15 protein-coding genes are annotated in these 13,144 nt (G+C 33.7%); 1 reads left to right on the forward strand and 14 read right to left on the reverse strand.

From position 1 onward, the window contains the following. Nucleotides 1-174 precede the first annotated feature (174 nt). From efp to VCM44_RS00470, 11 genes are all read right to left on the reverse strand, one after another. Entirely contained in the window at nt 175-747 is a 573-nt protein-coding gene (efp, locus tag VCM44_RS00420) for an elongation factor P (RefSeq protein ID WP_114706144.1), read from the reverse strand. Between the two features lie 9 nt (nt 748-756). Next, complete coding sequence (locus VCM44_RS00425; RefSeq protein ID WP_334677736.1) at nt 757-1,191, reverse strand: type II 3-dehydroquinate dehydratase; 435 nt, start codon at nt 1,189-1,191, stop codon at nt 757-759. Beyond that, nucleotides 1,184-2,044, reverse strand: coding sequence for a tetratricopeptide repeat protein (locus tag VCM44_RS00430; RefSeq protein WP_114706142.1), 861 nt, complete (start codon nt 2,042-2,044; stop codon nt 1,184-1,186). Before VCM44_RS00430 ends, VCM44_RS00425 begins: the two co-directional genes overlap by 8 nt. Then, entirely contained in the window at nt 2,045-3,850 is a 1,806-nt protein-coding gene (pilQ, locus tag VCM44_RS00435; RefSeq protein ID WP_334677737.1) for a type IV pilus secretin PilQ, read from the reverse strand. It lies immediately after the preceding gene. Nucleotides 3,851-3,918: 68 nt separating this feature from the next. Next, a complete protein-coding gene (locus tag VCM44_RS00440; RefSeq protein WP_334677738.1) occupies nt 3,919-4,380 on the reverse strand; it encodes a hypothetical protein in 462 nt (153 codons plus the stop codon). Then, a complete protein-coding gene (gene pilO / locus VCM44_RS00445; RefSeq protein WP_334677739.1) occupies nt 4,377-5,033 on the reverse strand; it encodes a type 4a pilus biogenesis protein PilO in 657 nt (218 codons plus the stop codon). The genes VCM44_RS00440 and pilO overlap by 4 nt, the downstream gene beginning before the upstream one ends. Beyond that, nucleotides 5,033-5,665, reverse strand: a complete 633-nt coding sequence (locus VCM44_RS00450) for a PilN domain-containing protein (protein WP_120404040.1) — start codon at nt 5,663-5,665, stop codon at nt 5,033-5,035. The genes pilO and VCM44_RS00450 overlap by 1 nt, the downstream gene beginning before the upstream one ends. Beyond that, complete coding sequence (gene pilM / locus VCM44_RS00455; protein ID WP_334677740.1) at nt 5,662-6,837, reverse strand: type IV pilus assembly protein PilM; 1,176 nt, start codon at nt 6,835-6,837, stop codon at nt 5,662-5,664. The genes VCM44_RS00450 and pilM overlap by 4 nt, the downstream gene beginning before the upstream one ends. A gap of 63 nt (nt 6,838-6,900) precedes the next feature. Then, nucleotides 6,901-7,674: a prepilin peptidase gene (locus tag VCM44_RS00460; protein ID WP_334677741.1), complete on the reverse strand. Its 774-nt coding sequence runs from the start codon at nt 7,672-7,674 to the stop codon at nt 6,901-6,903. Continuing rightward, nucleotides 7,674-8,441 (reverse strand): ABC transporter permease, encoded by a 768-nt coding sequence (locus VCM44_RS00465; protein ID WP_120404037.1) that lies wholly within the window; start codon nt 8,439-8,441, stop codon nt 7,674-7,676. Before VCM44_RS00465 ends, VCM44_RS00460 begins: the two co-directional genes overlap by 1 nt. Continuing rightward, entirely contained in the window at nt 8,438-9,295 is an 858-nt protein-coding gene (locus tag VCM44_RS00470) for an ABC transporter ATP-binding protein (protein ID WP_120404036.1), read from the reverse strand. Before VCM44_RS00470 ends, VCM44_RS00465 begins: the two co-directional genes overlap by 4 nt. A gap of 47 nt (nt 9,296-9,342) precedes the next feature. Between VCM44_RS00470 and VCM44_RS00475 the strand changes: the two genes are divergently transcribed. Continuing rightward, a complete protein-coding gene (locus VCM44_RS00475) occupies nt 9,343-9,993 on the forward strand; it encodes a hypothetical protein (RefSeq protein ID WP_334677742.1) in 651 nt (216 codons plus the stop codon). 22 nt (nt 9,994-10,015) lie between these two features. Here VCM44_RS00475 and VCM44_RS00480 read toward each other — a convergent pair whose 3' ends face one another. From VCM44_RS00480 to VCM44_RS00490, 3 genes are all read right to left on the reverse strand, one after another. Further along, entirely contained in the window at nt 10,016-10,582 is a 567-nt protein-coding gene (locus VCM44_RS00480; RefSeq protein WP_120404034.1) for a prepilin-type N-terminal cleavage/methylation domain-containing protein, read from the reverse strand. Between the two features lie 199 nt (nt 10,583-10,781). After that, nucleotides 10,782-11,996, reverse strand: coding sequence for a type II secretion system F family protein (locus VCM44_RS00485; RefSeq protein WP_120404033.1), 1,215 nt, complete (start codon nt 11,994-11,996; stop codon nt 10,782-10,784). A gap of 8 nt (nt 11,997-12,004) precedes the next feature. Continuing rightward, on the reverse strand, nt 12,005-13,144 hold the full coding sequence (locus tag VCM44_RS00490; protein WP_120404032.1) for a type IV pilus twitching motility protein PilT: 1,140 nt from the start codon (nt 13,142-13,144) through the stop codon (nt 12,005-12,007).

The raw sequence follows: 13,144 nt of genomic DNA on the forward strand, positions 1-13,144 counted from the left end.
AATGTGAAATTCCGTTAATTTAGACACTCTACCTCGGCCAAAAGTTTTACTAACTACCTAAAATTATTATATCAAATTATAAAATTTAATAATATTAAGCGTACTTTTTACCTTTTAAAAATGGGGGGGAAATCTAAGAAAAAAGGGCCATTTTTATGGCCCTTTATAAGATAATTATTTGTTTACTCTTTCCACGTAATCTCCGCTTCTCGTATCAATTTTTAGGATCTCTCCTTCTTTGATAAACAGAGGAACATTTACTTGAAGACCTGTTTCCATAACGGCCTTTTTAAGTCCACCTTGAGCTGTATCACCTTTAAGACCAGGGTCTGTTTCTGTAACTTTTAATTCAACAAAATTCGGTAATTCAACAGAAATAGGCTTACCTTTATAATAAAGTAGTCCTACTTTGATACCTTCTTGTAAATAATTAGCGGAATCATCGATATATTCACTAGCTACATGAATAGTTTCATATGTAGATTGATCCATGAAATTGAATCCATCTGGATCTGCATAAAGATATTCTACTTCTTTTTCATCTAGATCTGGCTTTAGTGCTCCAGTAGCAACACCTGATTTAAAAGTTCTCTCAATTACTGCACCAGTTTCAAGATTCTTAATTCTTAACTTATAAAAAGCTGAACCTTTACCTGGATTTGTGAAATCACACTTGATGCAAACATATGGTTTGCCGTCGATTTCCATTTTTAAACCTTTTCTAAAATCAGTAGTTTGATACTCCATAAAAACCCTTTAAATTAGTTGAGATAAAATAGCGAGAAAATAACCTTTTTCTTTTAAACCTTCTATCACAGCTGTTGAGGATTTTGCAGTAATTTTATTACTTCTAAACTCCTCTCGTTGATTAGTATTAGACAAATGTACTTCAACAACCGGGCACGAGAGAACGCGCAACGCGTCTAAGATTGCGATACTTGTATGAGAAAAAGCAGCTGGATTAATGATTACTGCTTTGTATGAAGCATTTGATGCTGCTTGGATTTTTTCAATAATCTCTTTTTCACCATTACTCTGAAACCATTCGACATCAACCTTGTGGCCAGCATTTTCAAGTCTCTTATTAGTTAAGTCTTCAATTTCTGAAAGACTATACTTACCATATATATCAGGTTCTCTAGATCCGAGAAGGTTCAGATTAGGTCCATTTATTACTAAAAACTTATCCATTTAATACTTCACTACTTCTTTTTTTGATATATGAATCAAAAAGATCAAAGGCCATTGTGAGTTTATCTAACTCTTGCTTTGGCTTACTTTCTAATTTTTTCGCACTTGCTTCAAAAGCGGCCATTAAACTATCATGGCCAGTGCTAGCATCGTTTTCATGCTGAAGCTCATCAAGTCGCATCTTGATTTTTTGGTCATCTGGATTTTCTTGCAGTGCTGAACTTAAGACTTCAATTGCTTTTTGTTTTGCACCTTGCTTCAAGTACAGATCAACTAAAGTGTGGCTAAAGAATTGAGGAGTATTTGTTTCTTGTACTTCCTCAATAACTTCTTCAACTTCTGGTTCTTCTTTAGGTACAAGACTTAAAGTATTCCAGCTTTCGATTTCATTATCGAGATTGGAAATATCAAAAGTCTGCTGAGTAAGATCCTCTTCTTCTAGACTATCAAAGTTGTCATATTTTGAAACAAATTCACTAGCTTCCTCATCTCTTGGAGAGATAAATAAAACGCGCTTATAGGTATTTAAAGCTTCAAGAATGAAATTTCTACGAAAACAAACTTGTGCAAAAGTTTTTAAGAACTTTAAGTTGTCACCATTAAGATTCAACTGAGGCTTTAGTGTTGTATAAGCTTCTTCAAGTTCATTTTCTTCAAGTAGGATTTGACCATAAATAATGATCGCTGCACCGAAATTAGGATGAAAAGAAATTCCTCTTTTTAAGATTCGTAATGCTTCATCAGTCATTCCAACTTTTCGATAGATTTCAGCAAGAGGAGCAAAGGCCCTCGAACGAGGGTCTTTATCTAATTGAGTTTTATATTTTGTTATAAGAGTTTTATAGTTTTTCATTTATAAACTACTTGTAAGTCCTGCACGATCCTGATTGATAATACGAGGAGTCATGAATATAACAAGCTCTGTTTTTGAAACTTGTGGATTATAAGGAGTTCTAAATAACCAACCAACAATTGGCATGTCTTTTAAATAAGGTACCCCTGAATGTGTTTCTAGTTTTGAATAACTATATAAACCACCTAGTACAATCGTTGATCCATTTTCAACAAGTACATTTGTTTTAACTTCTCTTTTCGCTTTATCAGGCGGTGCTCCAGCGGCCGGCGCAGTCCCAAATTGTTCTTTTGATAATTCGACAGTAAGATCAATTGCACCATCATTTGAAACCTGAGGAGTTACTGCTAAACTTAGCTCTACAGATGTTTCCTTGAAAGTAATAACAACGTCTTCACCTGTACCTTGTCGCTCTTCAAATGATGTCGTATCAGTTGAAATAATTTCTGCTTTAACATTATTTTTTGCTACAACTCTAGGAGTTGCAATAATTTTCCCTTTCGATTCACTTTCAAGTAATTGTAATTGAAAGTCTAAATTGAATAATCTTCCAAATCTTGAAATGCTTAATCCCAAAAGGTTTCTCGCATTTTCCCCTGCTGCAGGAGCACTAGAAAAGCTTAACCCAGGACCAGAGATTGCTGTTGTACTCGGGGTTCCTGTTAACTCTGTAGCCTGTGGTATTTGCCCAACTGGATCATAACCAAAGTTAAGACCATTTTGAAGACCAATTTGTTTCTGATATCCCTCGTTTACTTCAACAATTTTTGATTCAATTAAAACCTGTGGAGTTTGTCGATCAAGTAAACTTACTATCTTAGCGATTTTTTCTGTTACTTCTAGAGTATCATTTATAATCAAATTATTAGTTCTATCGTCAGCTATAATAGATCCTCTATTTACTGTTACATAATCCTTTAATAGTCCAGTAAGATCTTTAGCTTTTGAGTAGGAGATCGGTAGAACTTTAGTTACAAGAGGCTCTGCTACTGCTTTCACCTGATTTGCATCTCTTTCTTTTCTTCTTTCTTCTGTTGCTTGTGCCAACGTTTTGATTGTTAAGATAGCTCCGTTCTTCTCTGCAACCAATTTATTAATTGAAAGAACGGTATCTAAGGCTTGATCCCATGGTACATTTACAAGATTTAACGAAAGTGGATGAAGCTCAGCAACTTCATTTGTCATTATGATATTAAATCCAGATGCATCTGCAATAAGATCTAAGATATCATTTACCTTCATATCCTTTACGTTTAATGTAATTTTATTTCCAACATACTTTTTTTGCCCAGAAAGAGTTAGATTCTCTAGAATATCTTCTAAGCTTGTCGACTTCGGTTTAAGAACCTTGGCCGATTCGTTTTCCTTATCGTCTTCAAGTCTTGCAACACTGTTATCTTCTGTAGAAGTACTAGCAAAAGCACCATAACGATTTTCAAATATTACGCTAGCAGTATTTCCCGAAGTTTGAGTCTTTGACCTTACATTATCTCGTAACTGAACAATCACTCGTATTTGTTTTTTATTTCCTGGTTGCTTGAAGGCTGAAACAAAAACTACACTACCGGAGAATTCAGAAGTATCAAATGCTCTAAGTACACGGTCTGTCGAAACAGCATTTTCAATGTCTATTACAACTTGCTTGTCTTTTACAATCTGAAACTTTTTGATTTTGAAGTCTGAATTATCAAAATTAAAATTTAGATAACTGAGATCGTTCTTTTGTTGAAAGTCTATCATATTTAAATTTGCACCAAATGCTGCAAATGAAAACAAGACTACTATTACATATATTATTTTCTTCATTTTTACTCATCCTAAGTAAAATAGTTATATAATTATCTTATCATATTTTTGAATTTTAAAAAGTTATATCAATCCGATAGTGGTAGAATCGTTTCTAAATATTCTTCCTCATCATATACATTAATAATTTTCTCAACTAATACCACACCACCAGGAAGAATTGCCTTAACCTCTACTTGGTCTGGTCCTATCTTCATTCCCTCTTTTATAATTACAACTTCACGCTTCTCTGCAGCAGCACCATTATTCTCATTCGCTTTCTCATCTACTTCAGTAACTATTGCTCTTGGGTTTTTACCCATAAAGATCCCAGTTACACGAAGTCGATCAATTCGAAGATTGTCTGTTGATAATTTATTAGTAAAGCCTTTAAACTTCTCTCGTCGAGTTCTTTTTTGTCCAAACTTTTTACGATATTTAACTTTAAAGGGATCCCTAATACTACGAGCTGAATTCAGGTCTAAAGATTGAGCACATATCTCAACTATAGGTAGAGCGAATAGAAATGCTATCATTAAAACTTTAATCATTTCTTCCTCTTTTTACGTTTAGGTTTTACTTTCTTTTTTGAACTCTCTTCTTCAATACGACGTTCAATCTCTTCAATTCCACGATTTTCACGGTGATTAGAATTATAGATATAACTTTCAATCGTAGCTGCTAGATTAATAATTTCATATCTCGACTTATTTGTTTTTGATATTTTACTTAGATTAATATCTCTAACATTTAAAATTCTTTCCTGTTTTGAAATATTTTCTAAAAGTAATAAAAATTGAAGATATGTCCCCTTTCCTGAGAAAGTATAGAATTTTGTAATATAAAAACCATTCTCTTCTTGGCCACTTGGGATAATCTGTACTTCTTTTATCTTTAGAGACTCCCCAATTTTTTTAATTAAATTAATACTCTCGTTATCACTAATATCTTTAGGTAATCTTCTTTGTGTCTCTTCAAGCTTCTGAGCGACTATCTCGATTTCTTCTTTTTTACGCTCTACATCCTTCTCATAATCTTTAAGCTTTTTGAGCTCTCTTTTTTTCTTATTAATCCTAGCTTCAAAACTTTGTGCTTCATTTTGCAACGCTTCTCTTTCTATTTGTATTTCACTATATGCTTCATATGTTAAGAAACAACCATAAAGAATTAATAACAAATATAACTTATTAACAATTGATAGCATTAATTTAGATCCCCATAAGATTGTATTTTACCCTCAATTGTAAAGCTCTGAAGTGTAACTGTTTCACCATATAATTCGTCTTGAACTTCTTTAAGTTCCTTCATTCCAAAAGTTTCACCAGTAAAGTTCCCTCTAGATATAAAGTATTCTAACTCCTTCACATTATTAACAAAGTCACCAACTGAAGAGAATGAAATAGATTCTCCTTCAATTTTAATAACACGATCTTTATCTATCGATAGTTGATTAAACCAAATATCATCATTTAACGAACTAGATAATCCTCTTAACACCTTATAAGGGTTAGACTTTTTAGACATAACTTTCGCAACAAGCTCTTCACGAGACTTCAGCTCTTCAATTCTTTTTGAAAATGCATTCATTACTTCATTTAAGGAACCATATGAATCCACTTCTTTTTTAACTTTATTATATTCACTACGAGCTTGTGAAATCTGCGCACGAAACTCTTTGTTCTCGTCTTTGAAACCAGGTACAACATATCCCGTTAGGATATAATAAATTAAATAGCCAATAACTAGAGATTTCTTATTAACTTGATTTAAGTCAACACCTAGAACAACCGGTAGTTCGAATGGTTTCTTTTTCTCTAATAAGTTAATTTCTATCATTTAGGAAACTCCCTTATTGCTAAACCAAACGAAACAACCCCTTCATGGGCCATATCAGTTAACTCCTCATCAGAGAACTTACTTTCATCAAATTCAATTTCATTAAAAGGGTTTAATACATTAACATCGACTCCAAAAGAAGTTCGTATTTCTTCCAATAGATTAGGTAGCCTTACGGATCCACCTGTGACAGTAATATCTTTTAAAGAATCATCAGAAGTTGCATTTATGTAGAAATCATGAGCTTTCTTAAGTTCATTTACAATAGACGAATTAATTTCATTAATAATCATTAAGACATCATCTGGTACTCCGCCTCCAGCTGACATCTTTTTCAAGTCTTCAGCTTCAGCAAATTTTACACCTAACTGTCTTTGTATTTCTTCAGTAATACTTGCACCACCGAGAATAATCTCTTTTACAAATACTGGGACACCATTTTTCAAAACTGTAAAAATAGTTGCTTGAGACCCAATATCAATTAACAGTCGTGATGGGATTAATATTTTAGTAGATGTTCCAGCTGAAGTACCTTCAAATACTTCAGATTCCACATCCTCATCTTCATCTTCATCATCAACTTCACTTTCCTCACCGGCCAATTCAAATATATTAGTAATTGCAAGAGGACATAGATCGACAACTTTAACGACTTTACCTAAAGAGGTTAAAATGGAACGAAATGATTCAAGCACATCTTTTTTAATGGCGCAGACAATTACATCTAAACCACCACCTCTATTCTCACCAATTACGTACCAATCGATATTACAATCTTCGACAGGAAAAGGTAGATACTGTTCTGCTTCCCATGTAACTTGATCCTCTAGCTCTTCATCCTCGCCCCCGGCAAGCTGAAGTTTTTTAATAACTGTATTTGGACCAGATAGGCCGAGGCAGATATATGGCTCAGTGATCTTTGCTTCTGCAAATGCTTCACTTAAAGCATCTTTTAATGCTTCTTCATCTTGAATTTCATCTTCAATAATCGTTGCTTCAGGAAGAGGAACTGACGCGTATTTAGTTAAGGTATAAGTATCGTTCTTTGTCGTAATTTTACTTACCTTAACTGAACTTTGACCAATATCGACACCTATTAATTCCTTTGGAACTAAACCGACCGCCTCGCGTATTTTGAATATAACATCCTGTATCTCTATATTTTTATTCATCCATGACCTATAAAAGTATTATTTTATTATACTCTGCACAGTCCAGTCATTTCAAGAAGTTATTTAAAAGAGTACGACTCTTAGCATCATTTCAAAAATGTGCGGAAGGAATATTTGTATCACTGCAACAAGAATTATAAATGGGCCAAAAGCAATCGCTTGGTCTCTTTTAATAATTTTAAAGATTAAAAGAGGTAGCATTAGTACACTTCCAAAAACACAGGCAAATAACATATTGTGAATGATTCCCAAAGGACCTAGATAAATTCCTAAAACCCCAAATAGCTTGATATCACCACCACCAAGACCGACAACACCTCTTAACTTATAGAATACAAAAGTAATTAAGTAAGGTATTGCAAAACCTATTATTCCTCCAAGAAGCCAATGCTGAATAGGAAAGAAAAATATTGCATGTATAAAGAAAATTACACCCAAGTAGATATTGATTGAATCAGGTAAAATCTGATGTCTGATATCAATTACAAAATGTACTAGCAGGCAACAAGCTATAGTAAAAAAGAATAGATAGGATGTAATTGTATGGAGTGAGATCTCATTTCCAAATAGTAATAAAGATATCACAGCTGTTAATAATTCTATTACTGGATACTGTAAACTTATCCTTGATTTACATCTTGCACACTTACCTCTCAGTAAAATATAGCTTATGATTGGAATATTATGATACCACTTTAACTGAAATCCACATTTTGGACATCTTGAGCGATCAACGAAGAATTTCTCACCTTTAGGCAATCTTAAAATAAGCACATTAAGGAAACTTCCAACCATTGCACCAAAAATAAAAGCATAAATCTTATATAAGAGGATCATTATGCTAACTCTTTGTTTTTAAAGACTAAGGAATTAATGAAAGCTAAAATTAGGACATAAGAGATTCCATAGGCATAACTTTTTAAAAGAATATTATTTGAAACTAGCTCAGAATTAAAAACAAATGGTTTATAATTTAATAAGTTTAAGTCTGGAAGAAATAACTTATAGATCTTAATGATGAAATTAAGCCCTTCCCTGCTTTTAACAAACGTTAATTCCGATATATGTGTAACAGCATGTCCTATAAAATATATCACTACAGTATTAATAACACTCAAAGCTTTTGAAGTAATCAAACTAAAGAATAATACAATCAAAAACAATAATAATGATTCAATAATACCAAGTAACAATGAGTGAACTATCATATAATCAATTACCCCGCCTCTTGAGAGGAATGGGATCAAAGAAACACTAAAAATAAGAAGTGAAGCTAAAACAAGGACAGATGAAACACCGGCCATTTTACCAATCAAGAAGCTTACACGTGAAACAGGACGAGACAGAGAAATATATACTGTTCGGGATTCTATTTCATCAGAGAGAATATTTACACCTACAAAAACTGCTAAAATATTTGCGGCTAAAGAAGCTCCACCAAGTCCAAAGTCGATAGAAACGCGTAATATATTTCCATATGCAAACTCAGAAGTTACATAGCTCATTACCAAAATAAATAGTGAGATCCATAAAGTTAAATATAACACTCTACTTTTAATAATATCTTTAAAAGTAAACTTAGAAATTGTTATGATATTTCTCATTTATTTAACCTATAAATAATTTCTTCTAGTGAAGAAGAGACTCTTTCAATTCTTTCGATTTTCATGCCTTGTTTAAGTAGTTCATACATTTTCTTATCCTTATCTGTACTACTTACTACTAAACTCTCTAAATTATCTTCATTATAGTATTTTATGATAAATTCATTACTTGTGTTTTCTTCAACAAGTTTCTTGATTGGTCCATTATATACAATCACGCCATCTTCTAAAACAACGACATCGTCACATACCTCCTCAACATCTGAAACGATATGAGAGGAAAAGAAAACACTTACGCCATCTTTATTAACTTCCCTAATTACATCTTTAAACTCTTTTCTTCCTACTGGATCAAGGCCTGACAACGGCTCATCTAGAATAATTAACTTTGGATTATGGAGAAGAACTGAAGCAAAGCCTAGTCTTTGAAGCATCCCCTTAGAATAACCTTTAATTTGTCTATCAAGAGCAAACTTAATTCTAAATTTTGTTGTCCACTTATCAATACTTTTTTCGAGATCGTTCTTGTTTATATTCTGTAGCTTTCCACAATATTCTAAAAATTCAAGACCCGTTAAGTTTTGATAGTAAAAAGGCCGCTCTGGCATATATCCGATTTGAGCATGTACTGACTCATCAAGCCAATCTTTGTTTAATATATTAATACTTCCAGAGTCTGGGCGAATAAAGCCTAAAATAATCTTTATCAGAGTAGTTTTTCCTGCTCCATTTGCTCCAAGAAATCCAACGATCTTCCCTTGAGATAACTCAAAGTTAATACTTCGAAGAGCAATAAACTCTTTGGCCCAAAAGTCTCTTTTGAATGATTTAGATATATTAGTACATTGTAACATTTGAAACCTTTCTTATTTTTATAATAATAGTATAATCATTAATGCATATGAAAAAAACAGTAATATCAAACTTTATCTTTTCAACAATACTTATCATTTGTCTTGTAACAATTAATAATTATCTTCAGTTTAAGAAACCACATAATCCCGAGTCATTCACTACGTTTTCAGCACCCATTACCAAAATATTTTCCTTTGGAAACTACCGATTTATTTCTAGTTTCATTTGGACTAAAACACTACTCGATGCAGATACCTCTCATACACCGAGAGATAGAAGATCTTGGCTTTTTTATCGATTTAAGCTCATATCCAGTCTTGATCCGACTTTTTACGAAAATTACTTACAGGGCGGTATATATTTATCAATTATCAAAGATGATATTGAAGGAGCTAGAATTCTCTTTGATAAAGGTTTAACATATTTTTCAAATGATACCTCCCTCCTGTACTACTCTGCATTTAATTATCATTTTGAGTTGAATAACTATGAGAAGTCCTTAGAGCAATTTAAAAAACTCAAAGAAATTGATCCATACAAAGTTAAGAATATCGACAGTCTTATTACAGATGCCAAATTAAGAAAAAGTAATATCAATATGAAAAGAGAAGCACTTTTAAAAATTTATCGTGAAACTAAAGACGAAGAATTAAAAGAGGCAATAAGAAGAAAACTTAAAATAAAAAAGGGGCCTTAGATGGCCCCTTACATTTATTTAATTAGTAACCAGTATTGGTATGAATTAAAGACTTGTTTTCGTTAATTGTCCAACTATCAGCTTCAGTAATGTCTGCAGCGGAGTCGGCTGAGATATAACCAATTGCACCGGCTACAAATGTCGAACCATCCGCAGATACAACAGCTGTCACTTCACTTAAGTTTGCCTGAGTTGCACTATTACCGGCAACACTTTTTCTCTGTGCAACACCTGAAATAGCATCAGCTGTACAATCACCAGTACCAGAGTTGGCATCAACAATTGCACGTCCACCTCTATCATCATCAGCTGAATCAAAACCTACTGCATAATAGTTACCTTGAGTTGGTGGAACATAACCTGCGTAATCAAGACATTCTGCGAATGCATCATAATCAGTTTGAAGTGATGTAAGCGCTGAATAAATTGCTGCTAGTTGAAGCTTAGCCTCTGAAGTTTTTGTTTTTGCTTGGTACTTCTTAAAGTTTGGAATTGCTACCGCAGATAGAATTCCGATGATGGCAACAACGACCATCAACTCAACCAGGGTAAACCCCTTCGAGTTTTTTAATTCCTGTGTAAATTTCATTTCTGTTCTCCTCGTTAATCTAATTTAGATAGATTAATAATGTTTATTGAGTTCATGAATGGAATTTAGACCCATTTTATCCCTCAGTATAACTTTACGGTATAACTAAAAAAAATCTTAATTTTATATAATATCAACAACTTAAATAGTTAACATACCAATAAATATTAACTAATTTGCCCACAATTCTTGTCTTTTACTAAGCTCCTGCTGACATAAACATTGGCAAGTAGATTGCGATCATAATTCCACCAATAATCCCACCTAAGACAACAAGCACTAATGGCTCAAGCATCTTTGTTGCTCCAGTGATGGCCTCATTAACCTCGTCCTCAAAAACATCAGAAATTTTTGCTAACATTTGATCAATTGAACCTGTCGATTCACCAACTTTAATCATTTGAGCAACCATTTCTGGAAAGTAGTCAATCTTACTTAATGGTTCAGTTAACGTCTTACCTTCAACAACCTTTTTTCGTACTGTTTTGATATCATTTGAGATAACACTATTATCAATCGTTTCAATACAAATTTCTAAGGCATCAATAAGGGCCACACCTGAACCAAGTAAAGTTGCAAGCGTTCTTGAAAACTGAGCAAGACTTCCTTTAATAATTACATTTCCAAAAGCTGGAACATTCATGGAGAACTTATCAAATAGAATCTTACCTTGTGGTGTTTTCACAAAGTAGGTAAAAAACATTGAAGCAGCAATTCCAAATAAAATCATTTTTCCAGAATATTCTCCGAAGAAATCAGAGGTGTCGATGACAAATTGAGTAATCCAGGGAAGGGCCTGACCAGTATCTGTTAGCATCGAAGTAAATTGAGGAACAACATAAGTAATAAGACCCCAAACAACGAGAGCACCGATGCCAGAAACAATTAATGGATAACTCATAGCAGATTTAATCTGCTTTTTAATCTTCTCTTGTTTTTCTAAATGTTCAGTTAGCTTTGATAAGATCTCATCTAAAATACCACCAACTTCACCTGCCTTAACGAGGTTACAGTAGAGATTATCAAATCCTTGCTGCTTACGCATACTTTCAGCAAGAGTATTACCTTCAGCAACATCCGTTGCAATATTTTTAATAGCATTTTTAAGAGCGGGATTTTTTTCAGATTTGTAGATAATTTCTAATGATAAAATTATCGGTACACCTGCATTAATCATAATTGATAAACGCTTAGTGAAATTCATTAATTCTGCTGCACCAAAGGCCGAGCCTATTCCCTTTTCGATTAGCCAAGCATTGATATCAAATTCAAGAATTGATGGTGGAATAATTTTTCGGACACGATTACCTTGAGCGCGCAAACGCTTCTTTGCATCTTTCTCGCTATTGGCCTGAATTTGACCATTAGCTTTCTTTCCATTTTTATCGAGTCCTTCCCATTTATATAGTGGCATAACTTACTCTATCTCTCCTTAATACCAAGTTGTGGACCTAGCTCTTCTGGGTTTGTTGAATAAGACATTGCTGTTTCAACATCAATGGCACCTGAATCGACATGCTTCTTTATGGCCTGATTCATGGTTGTCATTCCCGTTTTATCCTGTCCAATTTGCATCTGAGAATAAATTTGGTGCATCTTATCTTCTCTAATTAGATTTCTAATGGCAGAAGTTGGTCTTAAGATTTCAAGGCAGGCCACTCGACCTGGCTCATATGTTTTTGGAATCAGCTGCTGAGAAACAATCCCTTGGAGAACAAAAGATAAAAGAGTTCGAACCTGATCTTGTTGATCAGATGGGAAAACGTTAACAAGACGATTCATTGTTTGAACACATGAGTTTGTGTGAAGAGTACCAAAAACTAAGTGACCAGTTTCTGCAATTGTTAAAGCCGCTTCAATTGTTTCAACATCACGCATCTCACCAACGAGCACAATATCCGGATCTTGTCTCAATAAACCCTTTAATGCATTTTCAAATGAATGTGTATCTCGACCAATTTCTCTTTGGTTCACAATACTCATTTTATGTGGGTGAACAAATTCAACAGGATCCTCAAGTGTAACAATATGTGCAGGCTCAATTTCATTGAGACGATTAATCAGTGCCGCAAGTGTTGTTGACTTCCCGGAACCAGTTGGACCAGTAACTAGGAAAAGACCATTAGTTACATCTGTCATCTCCATTAAAACATTTGGAAGATTAAGTGCTTTAAAATCTGGTACAGCACTTGGAATTAACCTAAAAACGGCCGCTACACCACCTTTAGAATAAAATATATTCGCACGAAATCGAGCTAATCCTTTAATCCCAAAGGCCAAGTCGAGTTCTAAGTTCTTTTCAAATTCGTTTCTTTGCTCTTCTGATAAGATTTGATAAATCAAAGCTTTACTTGTCGAGGCATCTAGCGCCGGAAGCTTTACCCTAACAATATCACCATTTACTCTCATTGCTGGAGCCGTTCCCGGTGTAAGGTGTAAATCAGAGCCACCGTTATCGACCATTAACTTAAATAGTTGCTGAATCTTTAGCGATTCTGTAATTGCAGCACCACCTGCATGTGTTTCGGTCTGAGTTTTTGTTTGTGTACTATCGTTACTCAT

Source organism: Halobacteriovorax sp. DPLXC-1 (assembly GCF_036903125.1).
Lineage (GTDB): Bacteria > Bdellovibrionota > Bacteriovoracia > Bacteriovoracales > Bacteriovoracaceae > Halobacteriovorax_A > Halobacteriovorax_A vibrionivorans.

Excerpts from the sequence above, each read along its gene's own strand:
- VCM44_RS00430 (WP_114706142.1), bottom strand. The coding sequence starts at position 2,044 with ATGAAAAACTATAAAACTCTTATAACAAAATATAAAACTCAATTAGAT.
- VCM44_RS00465 (WP_120404037.1), bottom strand. The coding sequence starts at position 8,441 with ATGAGAAATATCATAACAATTTCTAAGTTTACTTTTAAAGATATTATT.
- pilM (WP_334677740.1), bottom strand. The coding sequence starts at position 6,837 with ATGAATAAAAATATAGAGATACAGGATGTTATATTCAAAATACGCGAG.
- VCM44_RS00485 (WP_120404033.1), bottom strand. The coding sequence starts at position 11,996 with ATGCCACTATATAAATGGGAAGGACTCGATAAAAATGGAAAGAAAGCT.
- pilQ (WP_334677737.1), bottom strand. The coding sequence starts at position 3,850 with ATGAAGAAAATAATATATGTAATAGTAGTCTTGTTTTCATTTGCAGCA.
- VCM44_RS00425 (WP_334677736.1), bottom strand. The coding sequence starts at position 1,191 with ATGGATAAGTTTTTAGTAATAAATGGACCTAATCTGAACCTTCTCGGA.
- VCM44_RS00440 (WP_334677738.1), bottom strand. The coding sequence starts at position 4,380 with ATGATTAAAGTTTTAATGATAGCATTTCTATTCGCTCTACCTATAGTT.
- VCM44_RS00460 (WP_334677741.1), bottom strand. The coding sequence starts at position 7,674 with ATGATCCTCTTATATAAGATTTATGCTTTTATTTTTGGTGCAATGGTT.
- VCM44_RS00475 (WP_334677742.1), top strand. The coding sequence starts at position 9,343 with ATGAAAAAAACAGTAATATCAAACTTTATCTTTTCAACAATACTTATC.
- VCM44_RS00470 (WP_120404036.1), bottom strand. The coding sequence starts at position 9,295 with ATGTTACAATGTACTAATATATCTAAATCATTCAAAAGAGACTTTTGG.
- VCM44_RS00490 (WP_120404032.1), bottom strand. The coding sequence starts at position 13,144 with ATGAGTAACGATAGTACACAAACAAAAACTCAGACCGAAACACATGCA.
- VCM44_RS00480 (WP_120404034.1), bottom strand. The coding sequence starts at position 10,582 with ATGAAATTTACACAGGAATTAAAAAACTCGAAGGGGTTTACCCTGGTT.
- VCM44_RS00450 (WP_120404040.1), bottom strand. The coding sequence starts at position 5,665 with ATGATAGAAATTAACTTATTAGAGAAAAAGAAACCATTCGAACTACCG.
- efp (WP_114706144.1), bottom strand. The coding sequence starts at position 747 with ATGGAGTATCAAACTACTGATTTTAGAAAAGGTTTAAAAATGGAAATC.
- pilO (WP_334677739.1), bottom strand. The coding sequence starts at position 5,033 with ATGCTATCAATTGTTAATAAGTTATATTTGTTATTAATTCTTTATGGT.